The sequence below is a fragment of the Amycolatopsis vastitatis genome, from assembly GCF_002234595.1.
GTDB lineage: Bacteria > Actinomycetota > Actinomycetes > Mycobacteriales > Pseudonocardiaceae > Amycolatopsis > Amycolatopsis vastitatis.
The window spans coordinates 1-25813 of the sequence record NZ_NMUL01000090.1 but is presented as its reverse complement, the minus strand read 5'-3'; the positions used below and the strand labels follow the sequence as shown (position 1 = coordinate 25813).

Below are 25813 nucleotides of genomic sequence, written 5' to 3'. Positions count from 1 at the left end.
GTCATTCACTACACCGGAACCGGCGTCACCCCGTCCAGGGTCTCCCGGAGCTTGTCGCGGTCCAGCTGCCCCTCGGACTTCGCGACCACGAACGTCGCGACGCAGTTGCCGAGCAGGTTGACGAACACGCGCATCGAGTCCATCAGCCGGTCCGCGCCGAGCAGCAGGGCCACGCCCGCCACCGGGAACGCGCCGATCGCCGCGGCCGTCGCCGACAGCGCCAGGAAGCTCGAGCCCGGGACGCCCGCCATGCCCTTCGACGTCAGCATCAGGATCAGCACCCCCAGCAGCTGCTGGCCGAGCGACATCTCCACGCCGAACGCCTGCGCCAGGAACACCGTGCAGATCGACAGGTAGATGGTCGCGCCGTCGAGGTTGAACGAGTAGCCGGTCGGCACCACCAGCCCGGTGGCCGCGCGTGAGCAGCCCGCGTCGGTCAGCTTGCCCATGATCCGCGGCATCACCGACTCCGTCGACGCCGTGCCCAGCGCCAGCAGGAACTCCTCCCGCGCGTAGCGGAGGAACTTCCAGATCGAGACCCCGGCGTAGAACCGGGAAATCGCGGCGAGCACCAGCGTGAAGAGCACGGCCGCGCCGTAGCAGGCGGCGATCAGCTTCGCGTAGGTGCCCAAAGTGGACAGACCGTACTGGCCGATGATGTACGCCATCGCGCCGAACGCGCCCAGCGGCGCGACCCGCATGATCCAGCCCATCACCTTGAAGATGACCTTCTGCACCTGGTCGACGAAGTCGAGCACCAGCGGCGCCCGCTCCCGCCCGATCGCGGCCAGCGCCACCCCGAAGAACACGGCGAACACCAGCACCTGCAGCAGCTGGTTCTGCGCGAACGCGTTCACCACGCTGTCGGGGATGGTGTGCAGCAGGAAGTCCCCCGCCGACGGCAGCTGCCCGCCCTTGGTCTGCGCCGTGACGGCGTTCGGGTCGAGCGTCGCGGGGTTGATGTCGAGCCCGGCTCCCGGTCGGAAGACGTTCGCCACGAGCAGGCCGAAGAGCAACGCGAACGTCGTGACGACCTCGAAGTAGACGATCGCTTTGAACCCGATTCGTCCGACCGCTTTGATGTCCCCGACGGCGGCGATCCCGCTCACCACGACGCAGAAGATCAGCGGCGCGATGATCATCTTGATCAGCCGGATGAACCCGTCCCCGACCGGTTTCAGCTGCGCACCGAGGGTCGGCCAGAAGTGCCCGACCAGCACGCCCGCGACCACGGCCACGAGCAGCTGCACGAACAGGGACGTCCACCAGCGCTTCTTGCTCTCCACCATGGCCGGACCCTAAGCATCGGATGTTCCAGCGGTGTTAACGCTCACCGTGACGTACCCGACGTCCGTTACCAAGGCACACTTGCGCGATGGGCAAGCGGAAGCAGGTTCGCGTCGGTCCGCCACCGGCGACGACCGAAGAATTCGGCGACGCGCTGCTCGCCGCCGCCCGGGACAGCACACCGGGCGCCGCGGACCGGCTGGCGCCGGGCTTCACGCTGCCGGCGGAACTCGCCGAAGCCGCCGATCTCGCCGGACAGCAGCTGATCGGCCGGGCGTGCGGGGGCGGGTGGCTGCCCGAAGACCTCCACGAGGCCGCTCAGCGCCGCCTCGACGAGTTCGCGGGCTCGTACCTGCTCGACACACTCGCCGCCTACGCCGGGCAGTTCGCCTCCGCGGCCGTGCACCCGGGCTGGCGGGCCCAGCTCGACACGGCGGGTGCTGTCCGCTGGTGGACGGAGACCGAGCCGCACCTGCCGCAATGGGCGGCGAAGCACATCCTGACGCCGTCCGAAGCGGTGGCGGCGGTCATCGAAGCCCTGGGCCTGCTGATGATCCTGCCGAGGCTGACCGTCGTCCTGCCCGCGCCGGGGACCCCGATGCCACGGCGGCCGGCGAGTCACCACGCTGTCGACGACAAGAAGCTGGGCCGGGTCCGCGCGCTGCTGGCCAAGGCCGAGTCGACCTCGTTTCCGGAGGAGGCCGAGGCTCTCTCGGCGAAGGCACAGGAGCTGATGACCCGCCACGCCCTCGACCGCGTGCTGGTCGAGACCGCGGCCGCGCCCGACCGGCCCGCGGCCCGCCGGATCTGGCTCGACACGCCTTACACCGACGCCAAGTCGCTGCTCGTCCATGTGGTCGCGAAGGCCAACCGCTGCCGGGCCGTCTTCGACTCGCGCTGGGACTTGGTCACCGTCATCGGCGACGAGGACGACCTGGACTCCGTCGCGCTGCTGACGACGTCGCTGCTCGTCCAGGCGACGCGGGCGATGGTCGCCGACCCGGCCGGCCGGTCGCGGCCGTTCCGGAAGTCGTTCCTCGTCTCCTACGCCACCCGCGTCGGCGAGCGGCTCGAGCAGGCGTCGGAGGCGACGATCGCCCAGGCGCCGGAGCTGCTGCCGGTGCTGGCTTCGCACGAGCTGAAGGTCGAGTCGGCCTTCACGGCACTGTTCCCCGAAGTGGTGAACAAGTCGGTGACCGTGCGAAGCCACGAAGGCTGGGGCGCGGGCCGGGCCGCCGCCGACCGCGCCCGGCTCGGTGAGTGACCCTCAGGCGAGCCGCAGCGCGTACTTCTCCAGCTCCGGCCGTCCGAACGGCAACTCGCTCTCGTCGAGCGCGCCGCAGTCCAGGCCGCGCAGCAGGTAGACCGCGAGCGCCTGGGCCGTCGCCGGTTCGTCGAGCACTCCCCCGGCCTGCTTGTCCGCGTACGCGCGCAGCCGCTCCACCGCCTCCGGGAACCCCGAGCGGTAGAACGTGTACGTCGCCGCGAAGCGCGTCGGCAGCTGGTGCGGGTGCAGGTCCCAGCCCTGGTAGAAGCCGCGCTCCAGCGACCTGCGGACCAGACGCAGGTGCTCCGCCCACGCCACGGGCAGCGCGTCGCCGATCGGGAGCTTGTTCGTCGAACCGTCCGAAAGGCGGACACCGGTGCCCGCCGCCGCGACCTGCATCAGGCCCTTCGCCAGGTCCGCCGCCGGGTGTTCCATGCTCTGGTACGCCGCCGCGATGCCGAGGCCCGCACTGTAGTCGTAGGTGCCGTAGTGCAGGCCCGTGCACCGACCCTCCGCCGCGTGGACGATCCGCGCCACCGACAGCGTCCCGTCGACGTCCACAATGGACTGGGCCGTCTCGATCTGGACCTCGAAGCGCAGCGTTTTCTCGGGCAGGCCGTATGCGGATTCCAGGCGTGCCAGGACTTCCGCGGCCACCGAGACCTGTTCGACCGCCGTCACCTTCGGCAGTGTGACGACGAACCCGGGCGGCAGCGGCCCGTTCTCCAGCAGCCCGGTGAGGAACAGGTCCAGGGTGCGGATCCCCCGCCGGCGTGTCGCCGCTTCGAAGCTCTTGAAGCGGATTCCGCAGAACGGCGTCCCGCCGGTGGTGGCCAGGGTCTGCCCGGCCGCCAGCGCGGCGGCGTCCTCGACGTCGTCCGGCACGCGGCCGTAGCCGTCCTCGAAGTCGATCCGCAGGTCCTCGATCGGTTCGGTCAGCAGCTTCGCCCGGACGCGTTCGTAGACGTCCGCGTCGGCGCCGAGCAGGTCTCCGTGCTCGATGAAGACCCGCATCGCCTGCTTGCCCCAGTCAGCCACCAGGCGTGTCTTGTACTTCGACGCCGGGACGTACACCGTGTGCACCGGCTGCCGTCCGGGGCGTTCCCCGGGGTACGACGCCGCGACGCGCGCGTCGGCCTCGGCCAAGCGCGCGTCGGCGGCGTCGTAGACGTCCTCGGGAAGACGCACTACTTGATCCGCTCGTACGCGGGCAGCGTCAGGAAGTCGGGGAACTCGTCGGCCAGCGCGACCTGCTCGAACAGCTCCACCGCGGGCTCCAGCAGCTCCGGCTTGAGCTCGGCCGCCAGCTCGCCCCGGACGTCCGCCAGCACCCCGCGCACCAGTTCCGCCGTCACGACGTCGCCGGTGTCCAAAGTGGTCCCGTTCTTGACCCACTGCCAGATCTGCGAGCGCGAGATCTCGGCGGTGGCCGCGTCCTCCATCAGGTTGTGGATGGCCGCCGCGCCGTTGCCGCCCAGCCAGGACGCGATGTAGCGGACCCCGACGTCGACCGCGGCGCGCAGGCCGCCCGCCGTCGCGCCACCCGGCGTCGAAGCGACGTCGAGCAGCTGGTCGGCGGTGGCAGAGAGATCCCAGTCCTCGTCGCGCCTGCGGCCGAGCTGGTTGGGCTGGTCGCCGAGGACCTTGTCGAACTCCTCCTTGCAGAGCTCGACCATGCCCGGGTGCGCGACCCAGGAGCCGTCGAAGCCGTCGCCGGCCTCGCGCGACTTGTCCGCGTGGACCTTCTCGAAGGCGCCCTTGTTGGTCTCGGGGTCCTTGCTCGGGATGAACGCGGCCATGCCGCCGATCGCGAAGGCGCCGCGCTTGTGGCAGGTGCGCACCAGCAGCTCGGTGTAGGCCCGCATGAACGGCGCGGTCATGGTGACGGAGTTGCGGTCCGGCAGCACGAACTTCTCGCCCGCGTCGCGGAAGTACTTGATCACGCTGAACAGGTAGTCCCAGCGGCCCGCGTTGAGGCCCGACGCGTGGTCGCGCAGCTCGTAGAGGATCTCCTCCATCTCGAACGCGGCCGGGATGGTCTCGATCAGGACGGTCGCGCGGACGGTGCCGTGCTCGATGCCGAGGGTCTTCTCGGCGTGGGTGAAGACGTCGTTCCAGAGCCGCGCTTCGAGGTGGCTCTCCATCTTCGGCAGGTAGTAGTACGGGCCCTTGCCGCGCTTCAGCAGCTCGGCCGCGTTGTGGAAGAAGTGCAGGCCGAAGTCGACGAGCGCGCCGACGCCCTCGCGGCCGCCGAAGGTCAGGTGGCTCTCGGGCAGGTGCCAGCCGCGCGGGCGGACCACGATCGTGGCGTGCTCGACGTCGTCCTTCAGCGCGTAGCTCTTGCCGCCGCTTTCCAGGGTGATCGTCTCGCGGATGGCGTCGTAGAGGTTGACCTGGCCGGAGACCACGTTCTGCCAGTGCGGCGTGTTGGCGTCTTCGAGGTCGGCGAGCCACACCTTCGCGCCGGAGTTGAGCGCGTTGATGGTCATCTTGCGGTCGGTCGGCCCGGTGATCTCGACGCGGCGGTCCCGCAAGGCCTCGGGAGCGCCGGCGACCTGCCAGTCGCCTTCGCGGATCTCCTGGGTCTCCGGCAGGAAGTCGAGCTTGCCGGTGGTGCGCGCCTCTTCACGCCGCTTGCCGCGCGCCTGGAGCAGCTCGTCGCGGCGGCCGGCGAAGGCGTCGTGCAGGCCGGCGAGGAAGGCGAGCGCCTCCGGCGTGAGGATCTCGTCGCCGCGCTCGACCGGGTCGCCCAGCACCTGGACTTCAGAAGACATGGGGAAACACCTCGAGGGTTCGGATCTTTGGATAACGGCCCTACGGTTTTCTACCAGCCGGACTATAGTTTCTGCATAGCGGAAGCTCAACGCCGACGTAAGGAGGGCCACCGTGCCGGCGGAGAAGAACGGTCGCGACGGCGGCGTCCAGTCCCTGCAGCGTGCCTTCGAGCTGCTGGAACACCTCGCGGACACCGGCGGCGAAGCCAGCCTGTCCGAGCTGGCGACGCTGTCCGGGCTGCCGATGCCGACCATCCACCGGCTGATCCGCACCCTGGTCGACCTGGGGTACGTCCGCCAGAACACCAACCGCCGCTACGCGCTGGGCGCCCGCCTGATCAGGCTGGGCGAGAACGCGAGCATGCAGTTCGGCGCCTGGGCGCGGCCACTGCTGGCGGAGCTGGTGGAGGAGGTCGGCGAGACGGCCAACCTGGCGGTCCTGGAGCGCGACGAAGTCGTGTACGTGGCCCAGGTGCCTTCGAAGCACTCGATGCGCATGTTCACCGAGGTCGGACGGCGTCTGCTCCCGCACGGCACCGGAGTGGGCAAGGCGATGCTGGCGCACTTGCCGCCCGAGGAGGTCCGCTCGCTGTTGGACCGGACAGGGATGCCCGCGTACACCGAGCACACGTTCACCGACCCGGACGCGCTGGCGGCGGAACTCTCGCGGATCGCTTCGCAGGGGTACGCCCTGGACGAAGCGGAGCAGGAGCTGGGCGTCCGGTGCGTCGCGGTGGCGGTACCGGGCGCGCCGGTGCCGGCGGCGGTTTCGGTTTCCGGGCCCTCGGGACGACTGACCGCCGAGGCGGTGGCGCACATCGCCCCGGCGGTGCAGCGGGTGGCGGACGCCCTGGGCGCGAGCCTCTCCCAGGCGGCACTATCGGTGTGACTCACAGTGCTTCCGCAGGTCACAGACAAGCGCTGAAGGCTCAGGTCAGCTCCCCGGCCAGCAAGTCCATCAACAGGCCGTCGTGCCAGGTGCCGTCCGCTCCTCTCTCGTAGTCGCGCAGCACCCCGACCGGGCGAAATCCCACTTTCTCGTACACCCGGATCGCGGCTTCGTTGGCCGCCGCCGGGTCGATCGTCAGGCGGTGGTGGCCGTGGGCGAACAGGTGCCGGGCCAGTGCGCGGATCGCGTCCGTACCGACGCCGCGGCCGTGGAAGTCCGGGTGCACCGCGATGTCGATGCCCGCGTGGCGGTACTGCGGGTCCAGCTCCTCGCAACTCTGGATCAGCCCTACGACCACCCCGTCGCTTTCGACGACGTAACAGCGGAAGCCGTCCTCGACGGCATACAGGCCTTCGGTCTCGGAGTCCGGCGAACCCCACCAGCGGGCCACCTCCGGACTCGCCAGGATTTCGTGCGCACGGGCGCGATCCGCTGCGCCGATCGGACGCAGCCGCACCCGTTCGCCGTGAATGGCGGCCATTTTCCTTCCCTTCTCGTAGCGAATGACGGCTTCGGGGCGTCTGATACGAGGAGGGGCACGAGCGGACGTGCGTCAACCGGGCATGCCCGGATTCTGCGCCGTCACGCACGGGCCCGTCATCCGATTTTCGCCGGAAGGAAGGCCGATGGACTCCTACACCGGCGGTGCGCTGGCCTGGCTCGCCCAGGGCGCCGCTTCGAACCTCCTGGAACGGCTCGTCGACCGCGCGCTCGACGGCCCGCCGCCGCTGCCCACGTGGCCGCGTCCGGGCCGGACGCCCGCGGGGACGGCCGAGATCTCCGTGCGCCAGTACCGCACCACCAAGGTGCGCACCCCGGTGATCCTCACGCTCCAGGAGGACGGCGGCCGCACCGGCACGGCGTTCTCCGTCGTGCTGGGCCACACCACCCGCGTCACCCTGCCGGGCGGCGACTACTTCGGCGCGGCGATGGTCGTCGACCCGCTGCGGCGCCAAGGCCCGACCCTGCAGGGCATCGGCTGGGCCCGGCTGACGGTCACGGCGCGCCGGACGTCGCCGGTCGTCATCCCGGCGCAGCGGCCGACGGCACCGGTGCTCCTCGGCCTGGGCCTGCGCAAAGCCGACGGGACACCGCTCTTCCGGCTCTAGCGGGAATTTCGTATCACCCCGCGGCGCTGGAGCATCTGACATCGGGAGCACCGAAGGGAGCCGGAATGGTCGATGGGGGCTTGGCATTTCTCGTGGTGCAGGGCGTGTTCACCGCCGCCGCCGGGCGGCTCGCCGAACGGGGAGTCGACCGGCTCCTCGACGGCCGTCGGCAGACCGTCGTCGTGCCGGAGCCACCGAAGCGGCACCGGCTGGGGGACGTGACCAGCGATGTCGACATCGTCGTGCGGCACCGGCCCGCCGGGCAGCAGGTGGTGCTGCTGGTTTTCCAGACCGCGTCCGGCTGGGAACAGACCGAGATGCCGCAGGGAGCGACGGTGCTGATGAAGCTCGGCGAAACCGCGCACCTGACCCTGCCCCGCGACCACTACGTGATCAGCGCCCTCGTCTTCGAACCGCCCGCGAAGGGCGGCGGCAAGCCGGTGCTGCACGGGATCGGCCGCCTCCCCAAGTGGGTCCTGAGCAACACCACCGAGCAACTCGCCATCACGACCAACCCGCCGTCGGAGAAGACCCTCAGGAAGCTCGGGCTGCTGAAACCGGACGGCACCAGCCCGTTCGAGCTGCCCCCGGCCCAGCCCGCCGCTCCGCCGAAGCAGCTCCCGAGCGCGCCGCCCGCCGCCCGGCCTTCGCCACCGTCCGCGAGGCGCCCAGCCGGGACGCGCCCGCTCGAGGCCCTGAACGACAGGCCGTGCCAGGCCGCACTCTCCCGCTCCGGAGCCCCCTGCCCCGATCGCGCTGTCATAGTCAGCCGCAACAGTTTGTGCCGAGCCCACGAAGACGCCCTGAAGCAGGGCTGGGCTGTCTACGACAGGTCCAGCGGGCAACAGATCCGCTAGCCGAGCAGGGCGTCCACGAAGGCACCCGGCTCGAACGGCGCCAGGTCGTCCGGCCCCTCGCCCAGCCCGACCAGCTTCACCGGGACCCCCAGCTCCTTCTGGACCTGGAACACGATGCCGCCCTTGGCGGTGCCGTCGAGCTTCGTCAGGACGATGCCCGTGACGTCGATGACCTCGGCGAACACGCGGGCCTGCATCAGCCCGTTCTGGCCCGTGGTCGCGTCGAGGACCAGCAGCACTTCGTCGACCTTCGCCTGCTTCTCGACGACGCGCTTGACCTTGCCCAGCTCGTCCATCAGGCCGGTCTTCGTGTGCAGCCGGCCCGCCGTGTCGACCAGGACCGCGTCGACGCCGGTGTCGATGCCGCGCTTGACCGCGTCGAACGCCACCGCCGCCGGGTCCGCGCCCTCCTTGCCGCGGACGACTTCGGCGCCGACGCGCTCGGCCCACGTCTGCAGCTGGTCGGCCGCCGCCGCGCGGAACGTGTCCGCCGCGCCCAGCACCACCGACTTGTCCTGGGCGACCAGGACCCGGGCGAGCTTGCCCGTGGTCGTCGTCTTGCCCGTGCCGTTGACGCCCGCGACCAGCACCACCGCGGGCTGCTTCTTGCCGTCGACGATGTGCGGCAGCGCCCGCACCGCACGCTCGCTGTCGGTCGACAGCTGCGCCGTGAGCACCTCGTGCAGCACTTCGCGTGCCTCGGCCGACGACCGCACCGCGCGCCGGGAAAGCTCGTCGCGCAGCCGCTCGACGATCTGGTTCGTGGTGGCCGCGCCCAGGTCGGCCATCAGCAGCGTGTCTTCGACGTCCTGCCAGGAGTCCTCGTCGAGGTCGCCGGCGCCGAGCAGGCCGAGCAGGCTCGTCCCGAGCACCGACCGCGACTTCGACAGCCGGCCGCGCAGCCGCTCCAGGCGGCCGGTCGCGGGGTCGATCTCTTCGGTGGCGGGCGCCGGCTCTTCGGGGGCCTCGGGCAGTTTGACGTCGCGCAACGTGCGCTGCGCGGAGTCGCGCGGCACGGCCGCGTCGTCGCCCACCGCGGGCTGGCCGTCGACCTCGGGCCGGTCCTCGACGGGATGCTCGGGGGCCTCGGCTTCGGCCGTGCCGCCGGGCGCGAGCGCGATGCCCCCGCTGGCCGCGTACGAGCCGCCCTTCGGTTTCTTCTCCTCGACCTCGCGCTGGGCGTCCAGGCTGATCCGGCGCCTGCGCGCGATCAGCAGGCCGGTCACCAGCAGGGCGACCAGGACGACGACGGCGACGACTACGAACAGGAACCAGGTGCTCGACACGGGCCCATCCTTTCATCCGCGCCCTCGCACCCCGGACACCCGTCCACCCGGGCAATTCGTCACGACGTGGGTCCCGATTGGGCCAAGACTTCACCACGTGGGTTGCGTCACACGGGAAGCTCCACTAAACCCCTCCGGATGGGGACGCACGGCTTCCGGGTGATCGGGCTGATTTCGGGCACGTCGGTCGACGGCATCGACGTGGCCGCGGGCGACCTGCACGCCGAAGACGGCACGGTCGTGCTGACGCCGCTCGGCGAGCTGGACGTCCCCTACCCCGAACCGCTGCGCGAGGCTCTGCTCGCCGCGTTGCCGCCGAACCCGTGCACCGCGGGCGAGCTGACGCGGCTCGACACCGGCGTCGGCCAGGCGTTCGCCGACGCGGCCCGGCGCGGAGCCGAAGAACTGGCCGGAGGACGCGGGGACCTGGTCGCGTCGCTGGGCCAGACCGTCTTCCACTGGGTCGAGGACGGCCAGGTCCTCGGCACCCTGCAGCTCGGCCAGCCCGCCTGGATCGCCGAACGCACCGGGCTGCCGGTGTGCGCCGACCTGCGGGCCCGCGACGTCGCCGCGGGCGGCCACGGCGCTCCCCTGGCGAGCACGCTCGACCAGCTGTGGCTGCGCGGCCTGGCCGAGGACACCGGCCGCCCGGTCGCCGCGCTCAACCTCGGCGGCATCGCGAACATCACCGTCGTGGCCGCGGGCGAGCCGGCGACCGCCTACGACACCGGGCCCGCCAACGCGCTGCTCGACCTCGCGGCCCACCGCGTCACCGGACGGCGCAGCGACGTCGACGGGCGGCTCGCCCTCGCCGGGTCGGTGCGCCCGGACCTGCTCGACCGGCTGCTCGCCGACCCGTACTTCGCCGCCGCACCGCCGAAGTCCACCGGCAAGGAGCACTTCAACGCGCCCTACCTCGACACGGCAACCGGCGGCCTGGACCCGATCGACCCCGCCGACCTGCTGGCGACGCTGACCGAGCTGACCGCGGTGACGGTCGCCGACCAGTGCCGTCGCCACGGCGTCAGCACGGTCATCGCCTCCGGCGGCGGTGTCGCGAACCCGGCGGTGATGACGGCGCTGGCGAGGAACCTCGGGGGGTCAACAGTGCTCAAGACCAGCGACGAACTCGGCCTGCCCGGTGCCGGCAAGGAGGCGTACCTGACCGCGTTGCTCGGCTGGCTCACCTGGTGCGGCGCGCCCGGTACGGTGCCGTCGGCGACGGGTGCCCGCGGGCCGCGCCTGCTCGGCGCGCTGGTCCCGGGCGCCGGGCCCCTGATCCTTCCCGCCCCGCTGGGGGGCACCGTGACGCGGTTGCGAGTCGCGGAGAAGGCCGGACAGACGGTAGGAGAGATCCATGCGCGGTGTTGACCTCGCGATCATCGTGGTCTACCTGGCGGCGATGCCGCTGATAGGCGTGCTCGTCGGCCGGAAGCAACGGTCGGCGGCCGACTACTTCGTCGGCGAGCGCAGTCTCCCGTGGGGCGCGGTGATGCTGTCCGTGGTGGCCACGGAGACCTCGACGCTGACCGTGATCAGCACGCCCGGGCTGGTCTTCGGCAACGCGTTCCTGTTCCTGCAGCTGGCCTTCGGCTACATCATCGGCCGGACCGTCGCCGCGTTCGTGCTGCTGCCGCGCTACTTCCGGGGCAACCTCGTCAGCGCGTACGCGTTCCTCGGGAAGCGGTTCGGCTCGGGGTTGCAGGGCACCGCGTCGGTGACGTTCGTGGTCACGCGGCTGCTCGCCGAGGGCGTGCGCCTGTTCGCCGGCGCCATCCCGATCAAGGTGATCCTCGGGCACTACAACGTCCACCTGGACTACTGGGTGATCGTGGTGATCCTGACCGCGTTGACGCTGATCTACGCCTACATCGGCGGGATCAAGGCAGTCGTCTGGGTCGACGTCATCCAGCTGTCGCTGTACCTGGGCGGCGCCGCGGTGGCGGCGATCGTACTGCTGAACAAGCTGCCCGCCGACTGGGCGTCGCAGGCGTCCGCGGACGGCAAGTTCATGCTCGTCGACTTCACGAAGAACCTGCTGACCAGCCCGTACGCCTTCGTGACGGCGGTGCTCGGCGGCGCGGCGCTGTCGATGGCCTCGCACGGCGCCGACCAGCTGATCGCGCAGCGGCTGATGGCCACGCGCAGCCTGCGCGACGGCCAGAAGGCGCTCATCGGCAGCGGCGTCATCGTCACCGTGCAGTTCGCGCTGTTCCTGCTGGTCGGGGCGATGCTGTGGGTGTTCAACGGCCGCAAGACGGTGGCGCAGCTCGGCCTGCAGAGCCCGGACGACGTGTTCTCGCGGTTCATCATCGACGACCTTCCCGTCGGCGTGTCGGGCCTGCTCATCGCCGGTGTCCTCGCCTCGACCATGGGCGCTCTGGCCTCGGCGCTAAACGCGCTTTCGACATCGACCGTGGCCGACCTCTACCAGCGCTTCACCAAGCGTTCGCCGGAGGATTCGAAGCTGCTGCGGCACGGTCGCATGTGGACACTGATCTGGGCGGTCGTGTTCGCGGTGTTCGCGTCGCTGTTCTCCACCACGAAGAACTCGGTGATCGAGCTCGGCCTGGCCATCACCGGCTACACCTACGGCGCGCTGCTGGGCTCGTTCCTGCTGGGCCTGCTGATCAAGAAGGCACGGCAGGCGGACGCGATCGTCGCGTTCGTCGTCACGGTCGTGGTGATGGCGTTCGTCATCCTCGGCGTGAAGTTCAGCGCGAAGACCGGCGGCCTGATCGGCGTCGACTTCAGCAAGGCGGCCGGGGATCGCGTGGCGCTCGCCTACCCGTGGTACACGCTGCTCGGCGTGGTGATCACGCTGGTCGTGGGCGGTTTGCTCGCCCTGCGCCACCGGACGCCGGACCCGAAGGCGGCCGAGGCCGAAGCCGCGGGCGAAACGGAAGAGGTCGCCGCCGCCTGATCCTTTTGAACCGTTTCCGGCGGACTCCCGTGTGGAATTGCGGGAGCCCGCCGGAAAGCGGCGGGAGGAAATCGAAGGTGGGAACATGAAACGGATGACGGTGGCGCTCGCGGTGGGTGCCCTGCTGGTCGGCGGCGCGGCGACGGCTTCGGCCACCCCGGCGGCGCGAGGAGTCCCGGACACGATCAAGGTCCCCGACGGCAACCGCCCCCTGGCCACCTACCTCGGCGAGGGCGTGCAGATCTACGGCTGCACGAACGGCGCGTGGACGCTGATCCAGCCCGCCGCGGTGCTGTCGAAGCACGGTCACCCGGTGGCCATCCACAGCAAGGGCCCGGTGTGGACGTCCACTGTGGACGGAAGCACGGTCGGCGCGGCGGCGGTGGCCAACGCCCCGAAGGACGGCGCGATCCCGCAGCTGCTGCTCAAGGCGAACCTGAACACCGGAGACGGGGTCTTCGGCAAGGTGACGTACATCCAGCGCCTCAACACCCGCGGCGGCGTGGCCCCGGCGGGAAGCTGCACGACGGGTGCGCAGACGGCGGTCCGCTACTCGGCCGACTACGCCTTCTGGGTGGCCGAGTAGCAAGCGCCCCAATGTGGCGTTCGGTGCGTCTGACGCACCGAACGCCACATTGGGTGCGTTGGACGCAACCAACGCCATCGGCAACGACCTGCGCCACTACGAGCCCCGCGTGCGGGGCGAGGATCGCCGCGTACCGCGCGAAGACGAGATGTGACACTCAGCCGACCGGGACGGGTTCCTCTTCGGTCGTGCGCAGGCGCTGCGAGATCACCTTCGTGATGCCGTCGCCCTGCATGCTCACGCCGTAGAGCGCGTCCGCGATCTCCATGGTCGGCTTCTGGTGGGTGATGATGATCAGCTGCGACGAGTCGCGCAGCTGCTCCAGCAGCCCGATCAGCCGGCGCATGTTGGTGTCGTCCAGCGCCGCCTCGACCTCGTCCATGACGTAGAACGGTGACGGCCGGGCGCGGAAGATCGCGACCAGCATGCCCACCGCGACCAGCGACTTCTCGCCACCGGAGAGCAGCGACAGCCGCTTCACCTTCTTGCCCGGCGGCCGTGCTTCGACGTCGACGCCGGTGCTCAGCAGGTCGTCCGGCTCGGTGAGCACCATCCGGCCCTCGCCACCCGGGAACAGCACGCCGAACACCGTCTCGAACTCGCGGGCGACGTCTTCGTAGGCCGAGGCGAAGACCTCCAGGATCTTCTCGTCGACCTGCTTGATGACCGCTTCGAGGTCCTTGCGGGTGTCCTTGAGGTCTTCCAGCTGCGTGGAGAGGAACTTGTACCGCTCTTCCAGCGCCGCGAACTCCTCCAGCGCGAGGGGGTTCACCTTGCCCAGCAGGGACAGGTCCTTCTCGGCGCGCTTGGCGCGGCGGGCCTGGGTGTCGCGGTCGTACGGCATCGGCGGCGGCGGGGTGACGTCCTCGCCGCGGTCCTTGGCCGCCTCGTACTCGGCCATCTCGCCCGCGCTCGGCGGGACCGGGACGTCCGGGCCGTACTCCTGGACCAGGTCGGTGAGCCCGATGCCGAAGTCCTCGGCGATCTTCGCTTCCAGGGTCTCCAGCCGCAGCCGCTGCTCGGCGCGCAGCACCTCGTCGCGGTGCACGGCGTCGGTCAGCTTCTCCAGCTCGCCGGTGAGCTCGCGGACCTTGGCGCGGACGCCGGTCAGTGCCTGCTCGCGGCTCTGGCGGCGCGCCTGGACCTGGTCGCGTTCGGTGGCCGCGCGCTGGACCGAGTGCTCGATGCGCTCGAGCGCGATCTCACCGGCGTTGACGACGGCGTTGGCGATCTCGGCGCCGCGCTTGCGGGCCGCGGCGGCGCGCTCGGCGCGTTCACGGGCCTGCTGCTCGGCGTGCGCGGCGCGGCGAAGTCCCTCGGCCTTGCCGGCGATGCTGCGCGCCCGCTCCTCGGCCGTGCGCTGCGCGAGCCGCGCTTCCATCTCTTCCTGCCGGACGACGGCCAGTTCTTCGACGGCCTGGTCGCGCTCGGCGGTGTCCGGGTCGTCCTCGACGGGCTGCTCGGCGACGGCGGCGAGCCGTTCCTCCAGCTCGGCGAGCTGGTCGAGGGCCTGCACCCGGCTCTGCTCGACCTTCGCGCGCTGCCCGGAGAGCCGCTCGACCTCGGCCTGTGCCTGGCGGGCGGCCTGTTGCATCCGGTTGAGCCGCTCCGACGAGCGCGCCTTGCGGACCTTCGCGTCGCCGAGGGCGTCCTTGGCCTGCGAGACCTCTTCGCGGCGCGCCTGCTGCTCGGCGCGGGCACCTTCCAGCTCGGCCGCGTACTGCTCCAGCTGACGTTCGGCCGTGCGCAGCCGCGCGGCGGCCTCGTCGACGGCGGCCTGGACCTCGATCACGCTCTCGCGCTTGCCGGAACCACCGATCGCCCAGCGGGTGCCGAAGACGTCGCCTTCGGCGGTCACCGCCCGGACTTCCGGGTGCACCGCCACGAGGTGCCGGGCCGCGTCCAGGTCGCGGACCAGGGCGAGCTTGTCGAGGGCCTGCTCGACGGCGGGACGCAGCTGCGCGGGGGCCGTGACGACCTCACGCGCCCAGCGCGCGCCCTCCGGCAGCGACGGCCACGAGTAGGTGTCCACAGTGGACTCCGGACCACCGAGCAGGATGCCCGCGCGGCCGGAGTCGGTGTCCTTCAGGTACTTCAGCGCACGCAGCGCGTCTTCGCCGCCGGTGACGGCAACCGCGTCGGCCACCGGGCCGAGGGCCGCGGCCAGCGCGACTTCGTACCCCGGCTCGACGGTCAGCAGCGCGGCGACCGAGCCGAGCAGGCCCGGCAGTTCGTGGGACGCGCCGAGCAGCGCGCCCGCGCCGTCCTTGCGCTTGAGCCCCATGGACAGCGCTTCGACACGCGCCTTCTCCGACGCGATCTCGCGCTCGGCCGCGCGTTCGGCCTTGACCAGCTCTTCGACGCGCGCCTTGGCCGCGTTGTTGGCCTCGACCGCGCGGTCGTGGCGGTCCATCAGGCCGGCGTCGTCGGACTCCTCGACGCCGCCCTCGGCCTTCGCCATCTCGAGTTCTTCGACGGCGATCTCGGCGCGCTCGGCCGCCTCTTCGAGGGAGACGCTGAGCCGGTCGATCTCGTCGGAGGTGGCGCCGTTCTTGCTGCGCAGCGCCTCGACCTGGCCGGTCAGCTTGGCCATGCCCTCGCGGCGGTCGGCGATGGCGCGGACGGCGGCCCAGTGCGCGCGCTCGGCGGCCTGGACGCGCTGTTCGAGGTCTTCGCGGCGCAAAACCGTCTGGGCGAGCAGCTCCCGGGCCTCCATGACGGCCTCGTTGAGCTCTTCCTCCTGCTCGGCGACGCGCTCGGCCTCTTCGAGCAGCTCTTCCGGGTCACGGCCGCCGGTGTTCGTCGAAACGTCGGCGGAGAGGTGCCGTTGCCGCTCGATGGCGAGACGGACGGTGCCGCGCAGCCGCTCGGCCAGCGCGGACAGCTTGTACCAGGTCTCCTGGGCGGTCTGCAGCAGCGGCGCGTCCTCGGCGAGCGAGGCTTCCAGCTCGGCTTCTTCGGCCGAGACGATCTCGAGGTTCTGTTCGACTTCGGCGCGGCGGGCACGGGCCGTCTTCTCGTCCGCCTCCTCGCGCGCGATGGCGTCGCGCTGGGTGACCAGGTCGTCGGCGAGCAGGCGCAGGCGGGAGTCGCGCAGCTCGGACTGGACCGACTGGGCCTTGCGGGCGATCTCGGCCTGCTTGCCCAGGGGCTTGAGCTGGCGGCGCAGCTCGGTCGTCAAGTCGCCGAGGCGGTCGAGGTTGCCCTGCATGTTGGCCAGCTTGCGCAGGGTCTGTTCCTTGCGCTTGCGGTGCTTGAGGACGCCGGCGGCCTCTTCGATGAAGGCGCGGCGCTCTTCGGGCTTGGACTCGAGGATCGCCGAGAGCTGGCCCTGCCCGACGATGACGTGCATCTCGCGGCCGATGCCGGAGTCCGACAGCAGCTCCTGCACGTCCATCAGGCGGCAGCGGTCGCCGTTGATCTCGTACTCGCTCGCGCCGTCGCGGAACATCCGGCGGGTGATCGACACCTCGGAGTACTCGATGGGGAGCGCGCCGTCGGCGTTGTCGATGGTGAGGGTGACCTCGGCGCGGCCGAGCGGGGCGCGGCCCGCGGTGCCGGCGAAGATGACGTCCTCCATCTTGCCGCCGCGCAGGTCCTTGGCGCCCTGGGTGCCCATGACCCAGCGCAGCGCGTCCAGCACGTTCGACTTGCCCGAGCCGTTCGGCCCGACCACGCACGTGATGCCGGGTTCGAAGCGCAGCGTGGTGGCCGAGGCGAAGGACTTGAAGCCCTTGAGCGTCAGGCTTTTCAGGTGCACTTGGTGCTGACCCCTCTGGCCGCGAGTACTGGCGAATCAATCGTCCCAGGCTACCTGGGGGTCCCCGCCGTCCGCCGGACGCGCCCCCTCCTCGGCGCGCCTAGCACATCCGGACGCACCTCAGCAACACCACGAGCCACACGGGCCCCGGACGGACCAAGGCGCCGGTCACCGCTCGACGAACCCGCTGAGTCCCCCTTTGGGGTGGGACCAGCGCTCGGCGACGTGCTCCACGCTTCCGGGTGATTCTCCCGACCGCAGCGCCGCCAACAGCCGCTGACAGTGGTCACGGCTACCCTCCGCAATGACCTCGACACGGCCGTCGGCGAGGTTGCTCGCGCTGCCGACCAGGCCGAGTTCGAGCGCGCGGCTGCGCGTCCACCAGCGGAAACCGACACCCTGCACCCGGCCGCGCACCCACGCCGTCAGCCGGGTGTGCGTTTCTTCCTCACTCACGCCGTTCCTCCCTTCCGGGTCAACCGACCGCGCACAGTAACGGATCAAGGCCACTACCTGCGTGAATACCCACGAGCCGGTGATAACCTCGCCGCCGAGGTCGCTCCCCCGCCGCGGCACACTGCTCCATTCGCAGCAGCCCGATCACGACCTCAGCACCGCGTCTCCCCGAGCCTCCCCGAAATCCCCAAGGAGCCCCGTATGCCCCGCCCCGACGGGTCAGATTCGAGCTCGCGCGTCACCAGGATCGACACCGCGCCGCCCAAGAGCAGCAAACCGAACCGCACCGGGTACGTCGTGCTCGGGGTGGCCGGGCTGGTCGTCGCGACCGCGTTCGCCGCCGTGGCCGAACTCGCCGGGCCCAGCCCCGCCAGCACCGCGGGCGGCACCGGGGGCCCCGGCGGCCAGGGCACGGTCCCGGCCGGGGTGCAGACGCTGCCGGCGAGCCCGTCGTCCAGCGGCCCGCCGACCTCCAGCGGGGCTCCGACCACGTCGAGCCCGACGTCTTCGAGCGCCCCGACGACCGTCGTGTCGGTGAGCCCGGACGGCAAGACGACCACCACGGTCGTCACCCAGGCTTCGCCGCCGCCCCCGCCACCGCCGCGCAACGACACCGGCGACAACCCGCCGCCCACGCACTCGTCGGTGACTCCCCCGCCGAAGACGTCGATCACGCCGCCGACGACGACCCCGACGACGCCCACCACGGAGCCGACGACGACCACGCCGTCCGGCGGCGGCTCCAGCTCGGCGGGCGCCCCCTCGTCGAGCACCACGGGGACCAGCACCACCGGGACCAGCGCGACGGCGTGAGCCGAGCGGGGCTCAGGCCAGGACGGCCGCGATCATCGCGTCGCGCAGGAACTTCCCGTAGCGCTCCGGGGACCAGCCGCGCTCGAGGCAGAGCAGCTCGTACTGCTCGGGACCGTGGTAGGTCCACAGGATGTCGCGGACGTCGTCGGCGGTCAGTCCCGGCTTGACCTGCCCGGTGGCCATCAGGTCGGCCGAGAAGTAGGTCATGGCCATGAGCATCTCCTGCCGCATCTGCGCCCACACCTGCGCGGCCGCGGGGTCGGCGGCGGCCGCGTCCCTGGCCAGCAGCTGCACGGGGGACGCCACCGGTGCGCCGCTCACGAGGTGGTCGAGGTAAAGCTCGATCTTCCGCACCGCGTCCGGCTCGGCCTGGATCTCGGCGATGAAGTCACGGCCGGCGATGGGGACGTCCTCGTCGTCGCCGGCGACCGTCACGTCGAAGACGGCCTTGAGCAGCGTCGCCTTGTTGGCGAACGCCTTGTAGACGGTTTGCACGGCGACGCCCGCCGCCTTCGCCACCTCGGGCATCGCCGTGCCCGAGTACCCCTTCTCCCGGAAGAGCCCCGACGCCGCCGCCAAAATGCGGCGGCGGTTCTCCCGTGCTTGCTCCTGGCGCCGAGACGTGTCGTACCGGCGCTTGACAGGCTCGGTCATTTAGGTAGAGACTCCTCTATCAAATAGATGTCCATCTATCATGACACCCTGAGGGGGCACTGACCATGATGGAACAAGCCACGACCGACGCCGTCACCGCCGCGCGGGACCTCGCGCCCGAGCTGAGCGCGCGGGCCGTCGAAGCCGAGCAGCTGCAGACCCTGCCCCGCGACCTGGTCGAGCGGGCCCGTTCCGCGGGCCTGTTCCGGCTGGCGACACCCCGCGCGCTCGGCGGGCAGGAACTGCCGCCCGCCACGATCGTCGAGGTGATCGAGGAACTCTCGCGCGCGGACGGCTCCGCGGGCTGGACGATCACCATCGGGAACGGCTCGGCGTTCCTCGCCTGGCTCGACCCGGCCGTGGCCGCCGGCTTGGTGGCCGGCGTCCCGGACCCGATCGGCGGCGGCGTGTTCGCCCCGATGGGCCGCCTCACGCCGGACGGCGCCGGGAAGTTCGCGCTCGCCGGCCGGTGGGGGTTCTGCAGCGGCAGCCCGCACACCGACCTGTTCTTCAACGGCGCCATGGTCTTCGACGGCGACGCGCCGCGGATGGTGCCGGGACGCGGGCCGGACTGGCGGCTGGCCGCCGTCCCCGCCGGGCAGGCGCGGGTGATCGAGAACTGGGACGTCAGCGGCCTGCGCGGCACCGGCAGCCACGACGTCGCGGTCGAGGCGGTGGTGGCCGAGGAGCACACGACGTCACCGTTCACCGAACCGGCGCGCCACGACGGGCCGCTGTGGCGGTTCCCGTTCTTCACCTTCGTCGGCACGCTGCTGGCGGGCGTCCCGCTCGGCATCGCGCGGCGCGCGCTGGACGAGTTCACGACGTTCGCGCCGGCGAAGTTCCGGCCGCCGGGCCCGGGCCCGATCGCCGAGGACGGCGACGTCCAGCTCGCGCTGACCCGCGCCGAGGGACGGCTGCGCTCGGCCCGCGCGTTCGTCTTCGACGCGCTCGGCTCGCTGTGGGACGCGGCGCTCGCGGGCGAGCAGCCGGACGTCCGGCTGCGCGGTCAGTTCCTGCTGTCGACGCAGCAGGCGATGCGCGCGTCCCTCAGCGCGGTGAACATCGCGGCCGGCTACGCGGGCGCGGGCGCCCTGCACGCGGACCAGCCGATGCAGCGCTGCTTCCGCGACCTCCACGCGGCGGCCCAGCACATCTACTTCTCCACCGCGGCGTCCAAGCGGTACGCCAAGCTGCGGCTCGGGATCGAGCAGCCGACGTTCTGGTTCTAGGTGCCGCCACGGGCCCGGCGGACCAGGGCCGGACCGGCCACACCGCCGAGCGCCGGGCCCACCGCGATGAGACCGGCGATCCAGGGATCCGGGCGGCCGAAGGCGTAGGAAATGCCGACGCCGGCCAGGTAGGCCAGCACCATCACGGCGAGCAGCCGGACCACCCACTCCTTCCGGCTGCGCCGAGCCGGGGCGTCGGACCCGCTCATCGACGCCGCCGCCGGTGGACGACCAACGCGGCGAAGTACACCGCCTGGAGCACGAAGATCGCCGCCGCCGCGCCGAGCAGCCACCGCTTCCAGCCGACGATCCCGCCGTCCAGCGCGAGCAGGATCCAGCCGGCGGCCACGAGCGCCTGCGCCACCGCCACTACCAGTGCGAGCTTCGGCGGCATGCGTTCGCCGCCCAAGAACCATCTCCCCACAGTCACCCGAAGGGGGTACCCACCGGCTCAGGTCTCGAAGCGGTAGCCCATGCCCGGCTCGGTCAGCAGGTGCCGGGGCCGCGACGGTTCCGGCTCCAGCTTGCGCCGCAGCTGGGCCAGGTACACCCGCAGGTAGTGGGACTCCGTCTCGTACGACGGTCCCCACACCTCGTGCAGGAGCTGCTTCTGCGCCACCAGCCGGCCGCGGTTGCGGACCAGCAGCTCCAGCACGCCCCACTCGGTCTTGGTCAGGTGGACTTCCTCGCCGTCGTGGCGGCGGACCCGCTTCGCCGCCAGGTCCACGCTGAACGACGACGTGTCCACCACCGCGTCCGCGTCGTCGGCACCGGTCACCGCCGAGCGGCGGACCGCCGCCCGCAGCCGGGCCAGCAGCTCGTCCATGCCGAACGGTTTCGTCACGTAGTCGTCGGCGCCCGCGTCGAGGGCCTCGACCTTGTCCGACGAGTCGCCGCGGGCCGACAGGACGATGATCGGGACCGTCGTCCAGCCGCGCAGGCCGGCGATCACCTCGGTGCCGTCGAGGTCGGGCAGGCCGAGGTCGAGCACGACGACGTCGGGCTTGGTCTCGGCGACTGCCTTGAGCGCGGCCGTGCCGTCGTGCGCGGTGATCACCTTGTAGCCGCGGGCGGTCAGGTTGATCCGCAGTGCCCGCACGATCTGCGGCTCGTCGTCCACCACCAGCACGGTGGCACCCGGGTCGCTCATCGCACCCCCTCCTCGACTTCTTCGTAGCTGACACTGTGCTCGGGCAGGGAAACCACGATCGTGAGCCCGCCGCCCGGGGTGTCCTCGGCGCGGATCGTGCCGCCCATCGCCTCGGTGAACCCCTTCGCGACCGACAGCCCGAGCCCGACGCCGGGGGTCGTGTCCCGGTCGCCGCCGAGGCGCTGGAACGGCGCGAACGCCGAGTCCGCCGCGCCCTTGCGCAGCCCCTTGCCGTGGTCGACGATCCGCAGCTCGACCCGGCCGGAGTGCGCGCTGGCCCGCGCGGACACCGGCGCCCCGCCGTGGCGCAGGGCGTTGTCCAGCACGTTCGCCACCACGCGTTCCAGCAGGCCGGGGTCGGCGAGCACCGACGGCAGCCGGTCGTCGATCGCGACCCGCACCGCGGCCGAACCATCCACATTGGACAAAGCGTGCGCGACGACCTCGTCGTACCCCACCGGGCGCAGGTGCGGCTTCACCGCGCCGGTGGCCAGCCGCGAGGAGTCCAGTAGGTTGTCGATGAGCCCGGCCAGCCGGTCGGCCGACAGCTCGATCGCCTCCATCAGCTCCGCCGTGTCCTCTTCGGACAGTTCGAGGTCGGGGGCGCGCAGGCTGCCGATCGACGCCTTGATCGACGTCAGCGGCGTGCGCAGGTCGTGCCCGACCGCGGACAGCAGTGTCGTGCGCAGCTCGGTGGCTTCGGCCTTGCGCTCGGCGCGGGCCGCGGCGGCGGCCGTGCGCTGCTGCCGCAGGGCCAGCAGGGCCTGCCCGGCCACGGCTTCCAGCACCCGCCGGTCCGCGGCCGGGAGCGCCCGCCCGCGCAGGGTCAGGTGCACGTCGGCGGTGACGGCGATGTCGACGTCGGCCTCGTCCGGGTCGGCGCAGGGGTGGTCCCCCACGGTCGCCACGCACTGCCACGCCCCGTCCTGTTTTTCCAGCAGCGTCACCGACGTCAGCACGAAGTTCTCGCGGACCTTCTGCAGCAGCCGCTCGATCGGGTTCGAGTGGGTCAGCACCGTCCGCGCGTAGGAGGCCAGCAGCGCCGCCTCGGTCCGGGCCCGCGCCGCCTGCGCGGCCCGGCGCGCGGCCTGGTCGACGACCAGCGCGACGAGCACCGCGACCACGACCATCGCGATCAGCGTCACGAGGTTCTGCGGGGTGTGCACGTTGAGCGTGTACAGCGGCGGGGTGAAGAAGAAGTTGAGCAGCCCGGCGCCGAGCACGGCCGCGACCAGCGCGGGGCCGAGGCCGCCGACCAGGGCGACGATCACCGTGGCCAGCACGTAGGAGATGACGTCGGTGGCGAAGTCGAGCCCGCTCGGCACGAAGACGCCGATGAGCGTGACCAGCACCGGCAGCGCGATGCCCAGCACCCAGCCCGCGACCAGCCGCGAGAGGCCCAGCGGGCTCGCGATCAGCCGGGCCCGCAGGCGGCCGCCCGCCTCGGAATGGGTGACCATGTGCACGTCGATCGGGCCCGATCGCTGCACCACCGAAGCGCCGATGCCTTCGTCGAACAGCCGGGCCACGCGGGAGCGCCGCGAGGTCCCGATCACCAGCTGGGTCGCGTTGACCCCGCGGGCGAAGTCCAGCAGGGCGGCGGGCACGTCGTCGCCGACGACCGTGTGGAACGTCGCGCCCACCTCCTCGGCGAGCTTGCGGCAGCGGGCCAGCGCGGAGGGCCCGATCCCGGCCAGGCCGTCCCCGCGCAGGATGTGCACCACCTGCAGCTCGGCGCCGGCGCGGGTGGCGATCCGGCTGGCGCGGCGGATGAGCGTCTCGCTCTCGGGGCCGCCGGTGATGGAGACGACGACGCGTTCGCGGGCTTCCCACGTGTCGGTGATCCGCTGCTCGGCGCGGTAGCGCTGCAGGGCGACGTCGACCTGGTCGGCCACCCAGAGCAGGGCCAGTTCACGGAGGGCGGTCAGGTTGCCGGGCCGGAAGTAGTTGCCGAGCGCGGCGTCGATCCGCTCGGCCGGGTAGACGTTGCCGTGGGCCAGACGCCGCCGCAGGGCCTCGGGGGTGATGTCGACCAGCTCCAGCTGCTCGGCGCGGCGGACGACCTCGTCCGGCACGGTCTCCTGCTGGGTGACACCGGTGATCCGCTCGACGACGTCGTTGAGGCTCTGCAGGTGCTGCACGTTGACCGTGGAGAGCACGTCGATGCCGGCGTCGAGCAGCTCTTCGACGTCCTGCCAGCGCTTGGCGTGGCGCGAACCCGGCACGTTGGTGTGCGCGAGCTCGTCGACGACCGCGACCTCCGGCGCGCGGGCCAGGACGGCGTCGAGGTCCATCTCCTCGAACTCGCGGCCGCGGTGCCCGGCACGCCGCCGCGGGACGACCTCCAGGCCGTCGAGCAGCTCGGCGGTCAGGGCCCGGCCGTGTGTCTCCACCAGGCCGACGACGACGTCGGTGCCGCGGTCGAGGCGCCGCCGGGCTTCGCCGAGCATGGCGAAGGTCTTGCCGACGCCCGGAGCCGCGCCGAGGTAGATCCTCAGCTCTCCCCGGCGCGGCTTCACGGGTGCGTTCTCGGTGGTCACGCTGTCAGTGTGCCCCTCGGGCCGCGGCGCGCACGGCCAAGGCGAGCACGGCTGACGACGCCTTGATGCGTTCTTGACACCCGTTTACGCCGTCTTGATGGGCGGGTGGCGGCGGTCACGCAAGCGTTTGCCCCACTATCACGACAGGTAGTTGGTCAGTGACTCACGCCACAGCCGGTGATCAAACAGGTGCGGAACGTGCAATTCGGGCAGACAAGCTCTTCGGGTCGTGTTACACCTGGATTAACAGATAGTTGTATCGGCTAAGCAAATTGGGAGGGGTTCGCCATGTGCGGTATCGCCGGCTGGGTTTCCTACGACGCCGACCTCACGCGCCGCCAGGACGTGGTCGACACGATGACCGGGACCATGGCCTGCCGGGGCCCGGACGACTCGGGAACCTGGGTGCGCCGGCACGTCGCGCTCGGCCACCGGCGGCTGGCCATCATCGACCTGCCCGGCGGCCGTCAGCCGATGACGGTCCACACGCCCGGCGGCGACATCGCGATGGTCTACAGCGGGGAGACCTACAACTTCACCGAGCTGAAGGAAGAGCTGACGAAGCTCGGCCACACCTGGGCGACCGACAGCGACACCGAAGTCGTGCTGCACGGCTACCTGCAGTGGGGCGACGCGGTCGTCGACCACCTCAACGGCATGTACGCGTTCGCGATCTGGGACGAGCGCGACGACCGGCTCGTCATGATCCGCGACCGGATGGGCATCAAGCCGTTCTACTACTACCCCACGGCCGACGGCGTCCTCTTCGGCTCGGAGCCGAAGGCGATCCTCGCGAACCCTTTGGCGAAGAAGGTCGTCGACACCGAGGGCCTGCGCGAGCTGATGGCGTTCACCAAGCAGCCCGGCTGGTCGCTGTGGAAGGGCATGGAGGAGGTCCGGCCGGGCACGATCGTCACCGTGACGCGCGAAGGCGTCCGGACCCGCACGTACTGGAAGCTGGACGCGAAGCAGCACACCGACGACCAGGAGACGACGGTCGCCCGCGTGCGCGAGCTGATGACCGACATCGTCAACCGGCAGCTCGTCGCCGACGTCCCCCGCTGCGTGCTGCTTTCCGGCGGGCTCGACTCGAGCGCCGTCACCGGGCTCGCGGCCGCGCGGCTGGCCGAACAGGGCGAGCGGCTGCGGACCTTCTCCGTCGACTTCTTCGGCCAGGAGGAGAACTTCAAGCCGGACGAGATGCGCGACACCGCGGACTCGCCGTTCGTCCGCGACGTCGCGGCTTTGGTGGGCTCGGCGCACCAGGACGTCGTGCTCAACCCGGCCGAGCTGACCGACCCGGAGGTGCGGCGCGCGGTCCTGCGGGCCCGGGACATCCCGGCCGGGCTCGGCGACATGGACACGTCGCTGTACCTGCTGTTCAAGGCGATCCGCGGCGAGTCGACGGTGGCGCTGTCGGGCGAGTCGGCCGACGAGGTGTTCGGCGGCTACCGCTGGTTCTTCGACGAGGCCGCGGTCAACGCGGACATGTTCCCGTGGATCGCCTTCCGCACCGCGATGATGACCGAGCGGACCTCGATCTACACGCCGGAGCTGATGGCGAAGATGGACCTGGAGGCCTACCTCGGCGACCAGTACGCCACCGCCGTCGCTTCGGTCGACCATCCGGACGGCGAGTCGGCGCAGGAAGCGCGGATGCGGACGATCTGCCACCTGCACCTGACCCGGTTCGTGCGGATGCTGCTGGACCGCAAGGACCGCGCGTCGATGGCGGTGGGCCTGGAGGTCCGCGTCCCGTTCTGCGACCACCGGCTGGTCGAGTACGTGTACAACACGCCGTGGTCGCTGAAGACGTTCGACGGCCGCGAGAAGAGCCTGCTGCGCCACGCTACTTCGCACGTCCTGCCTCCGTCGGTCGCTCAGCGCGTGAAGAGCCCGTACCCGTCGACGCAGGATCCGGGCTACGCGGCGGCGCTGCAGCAGCAGGCCAAGGAGGTGCTGGCCGAGCCCGGCCACGAAGTGTTCACGCTGGTCGACCGGTCCTGGGCCCACCGGGTGTCCGAAGTGGACCCGGCGACGATGGACCCGGCGGCCCGCATCGGCCTGGACCGGCTGCTGGACCTGTACCACTGGCTCGAGATGTACTCCCCGGAGCTGCAGCTCGACTGAGGCCGCCGGCGGGTCGTGAGTGGCAAGGCGGGTTAGAACA

General features: G+C 71.3%; 22 protein-coding genes. 9 read left to right on the top strand and 13 right to left on the bottom strand.

What is annotated here, in order from left to right; all coding sequences use genetic code 11:
• Window positions 1-8 precede the first annotated feature (8 nt).
• Window positions 9-1289: a C4-dicarboxylate transporter DctA gene (gene dctA, locus CF165_RS48875; protein ID WP_093954440.1), complete on the bottom strand. Its 1281-nt coding sequence runs from the start codon at window positions 1287-1289 to the stop codon at window positions 9-11.
• Between the two features lie 86 nt (window positions 1290-1375).
• Here dctA and CF165_RS48870 point away from each other — a divergent pair, with 86 nt between their 5' ends.
• Window positions 1376-2551, top strand: coding sequence for a DUF2786 domain-containing protein (locus CF165_RS48870; RefSeq protein WP_093954439.1), 1176 nt, complete (start codon window positions 1376-1378; stop codon window positions 2549-2551).
• 3 nt (window positions 2552-2554) lie between these two features.
• Here the strand turns inward: CF165_RS48870 and CF165_RS48865 are convergent, their stop codons facing one another.
• The gene (locus tag CF165_RS48865; RefSeq protein ID WP_093954438.1) at window positions 2555-3742 is read right to left on the bottom strand and encodes a DUF6986 family protein; all 1188 of its coding nucleotides are present in this window, start codon (window positions 3740-3742) and stop codon (window positions 2555-2557) included.
• The gene (aceB, locus tag CF165_RS48860; protein WP_093954437.1) at window positions 3742-5328 is read right to left on the bottom strand and encodes a malate synthase A; all 1587 of its coding nucleotides are present in this window, start codon (window positions 5326-5328) and stop codon (window positions 3742-3744) included. The genes CF165_RS48865 and aceB overlap by 1 nt, the downstream gene beginning before the upstream one ends.
• A 112-nt stretch (window positions 5329-5440) precedes the next feature.
• Between aceB and CF165_RS48855 the strand changes: the two genes are divergently transcribed.
• A complete protein-coding gene (locus tag CF165_RS48855; protein ID WP_093954436.1) occupies window positions 5441-6217 on the top strand; it encodes an IclR family transcriptional regulator in 777 nt (258 codons plus the stop codon).
• Window positions 6218-6257: 40 nt separating this feature from the next.
• Here CF165_RS48855 and CF165_RS48850 read toward each other — a convergent pair whose 3' ends face one another.
• Entirely contained in the window at window positions 6258-6758 is a 501-nt protein-coding gene (locus CF165_RS48850; RefSeq protein WP_093954435.1) for a GNAT family N-acetyltransferase, read from the bottom strand.
• 145 nt (window positions 6759-6903) lie between these two features.
• On the opposite strand from CF165_RS48850, the gene CF165_RS48845 reads away from it, so the two are divergent.
• Window positions 6904-7386, top strand: a complete 483-nt coding sequence (locus CF165_RS48845) for a hypothetical protein (RefSeq protein WP_093954434.1) — start codon at window positions 6904-6906, stop codon at window positions 7384-7386.
• Between the two features lie 65 nt (window positions 7387-7451).
• Window positions 7452-8243, top strand: a complete 792-nt coding sequence (locus CF165_RS48840; RefSeq protein ID WP_143268919.1) for a hypothetical protein — start codon at window positions 7452-7454, stop codon at window positions 8241-8243.
• Here the strand turns inward: CF165_RS48840 and ftsY are convergent.
• Window positions 8240-9529 (bottom strand): signal recognition particle-docking protein FtsY, encoded by a 1290-nt coding sequence (gene ftsY / locus CF165_RS48835; protein WP_093954432.1) that lies wholly within the window; start codon window positions 9527-9529, stop codon window positions 8240-8242. The two genes, CF165_RS48840 and ftsY, sit on opposite strands and share 4 nt — an antisense overlap.
• A gap of 138 nt (window positions 9530-9667) precedes the next feature.
• On the opposite strand from ftsY, the gene CF165_RS48830 reads away from it, so the two are divergent.
• The 3 genes from CF165_RS48830 to CF165_RS48820 all read left to right on the top strand — a co-directional run bounded on the left by CF165_RS48830 (window position 9668) and on the right by CF165_RS48820 (window position 13038).
• Window positions 9668-10900: an anhydro-N-acetylmuramic acid kinase gene (locus CF165_RS48830; RefSeq protein ID WP_167441789.1), complete on the top strand. Its 1233-nt coding sequence runs from the start codon at window positions 9668-9670 to the stop codon at window positions 10898-10900.
• Window positions 10887-12452, top strand: coding sequence for a sodium:solute symporter (locus CF165_RS48825; protein WP_093954430.1), 1566 nt, complete (start codon window positions 10887-10889; stop codon window positions 12450-12452). Before CF165_RS48830 ends, CF165_RS48825 begins: the two co-directional genes overlap by 14 nt.
• An 85-nt stretch (window positions 12453-12537) precedes the next feature.
• Window positions 12538-13038, top strand: a complete 501-nt coding sequence (locus CF165_RS48820) for a DUF3455 domain-containing protein (RefSeq protein WP_093954429.1) — start codon at window positions 12538-12540, stop codon at window positions 13036-13038.
• A gap of 157 nt (window positions 13039-13195) precedes the next feature.
• On the opposite strand, the gene smc is transcribed toward CF165_RS48820, so the two are convergent.
• From smc to CF165_RS48800, 4 genes are all read right to left on the bottom strand, one after another.
• Window positions 13196-16798 (bottom strand): chromosome segregation protein SMC, encoded by a 3603-nt coding sequence (smc, locus tag CF165_RS48815; protein ID WP_093954428.1) that lies wholly within the window; start codon window positions 16796-16798, stop codon window positions 13196-13198.
• Between the two features lie 168 nt (window positions 16799-16966).
• Window positions 16967-17254 (bottom strand): acylphosphatase, encoded by a 288-nt coding sequence (locus tag CF165_RS48810; protein WP_093954427.1) that lies wholly within the window; start codon window positions 17252-17254, stop codon window positions 16967-16969.
• A gap of 152 nt (window positions 17255-17406) precedes the next feature.
• Window positions 17407-18045, bottom strand: a complete 639-nt coding sequence (locus CF165_RS48805) for a hypothetical protein (RefSeq protein WP_240522197.1) — start codon at window positions 18043-18045, stop codon at window positions 17407-17409.
• A gap of 34 nt (window positions 18046-18079) precedes the next feature.
• Window positions 18080-18721, bottom strand: coding sequence for a TetR/AcrR family transcriptional regulator (locus CF165_RS48800; protein ID WP_093954426.1), 642 nt, complete (start codon window positions 18719-18721; stop codon window positions 18080-18082).
• Between the two features lie 65 nt (window positions 18722-18786).
• Between CF165_RS48800 and CF165_RS48795 the strand changes: the two genes are divergently transcribed.
• A complete protein-coding gene (locus tag CF165_RS48795) occupies window positions 18787-19953 on the top strand; it encodes an acyl-CoA dehydrogenase family protein (protein WP_093954425.1) in 1167 nt (388 codons plus the stop codon).
• Here the strand turns inward: CF165_RS48795 and CF165_RS50930 are convergent.
• Genes CF165_RS50930 through CF165_RS48780 form a run of 4 tightly spaced genes read right to left on the bottom strand, consistent with a single transcriptional unit; the run spans window position 19950 to window position 23643 of the window.
• The gene (locus CF165_RS50930) at window positions 19950-20162 is read right to left on the bottom strand and encodes a hypothetical protein (RefSeq protein ID WP_143268917.1); all 213 of its coding nucleotides are present in this window, start codon (window positions 20160-20162) and stop codon (window positions 19950-19952) included. The two genes, CF165_RS48795 and CF165_RS50930, sit on opposite strands and share 4 nt — an antisense overlap.
• A complete protein-coding gene (locus CF165_RS48790) occupies window positions 20159-20362 on the bottom strand; it encodes a hypothetical protein (RefSeq protein WP_093954424.1) in 204 nt (67 codons plus the stop codon). Before CF165_RS48790 ends, CF165_RS50930 begins: the two co-directional genes overlap by 4 nt.
• A gap of 42 nt (window positions 20363-20404) precedes the next feature.
• Window positions 20405-21103 carry a response regulator gene (locus CF165_RS48785; protein WP_093954423.1) on the bottom strand — a complete coding sequence of 233 codons (699 nt, stop codon included), beginning with the start codon at window positions 21101-21103 and terminating at the stop codon, window positions 20405-20407.
• The gene (locus CF165_RS48780) at window positions 21100-23643 is read right to left on the bottom strand and encodes a DUF4118 domain-containing protein (protein WP_093954422.1); all 2544 of its coding nucleotides are present in this window, start codon (window positions 23641-23643) and stop codon (window positions 21100-21102) included. The genes CF165_RS48785 and CF165_RS48780 overlap by 4 nt, the downstream gene beginning before the upstream one ends.
• A 288-nt stretch (window positions 23644-23931) precedes the next feature.
• On the opposite strand from CF165_RS48780, the gene asnB reads away from it, so the two are divergent.
• Window positions 23932-25773: an asparagine synthase (glutamine-hydrolyzing) gene (gene asnB / locus CF165_RS48775; RefSeq protein WP_093954421.1), complete on the top strand. Its 1842-nt coding sequence runs from the start codon at window positions 23932-23934 to the stop codon at window positions 25771-25773.
• The last annotated feature ends 40 nt before the right edge of the window (window positions 25774-25813 follow it).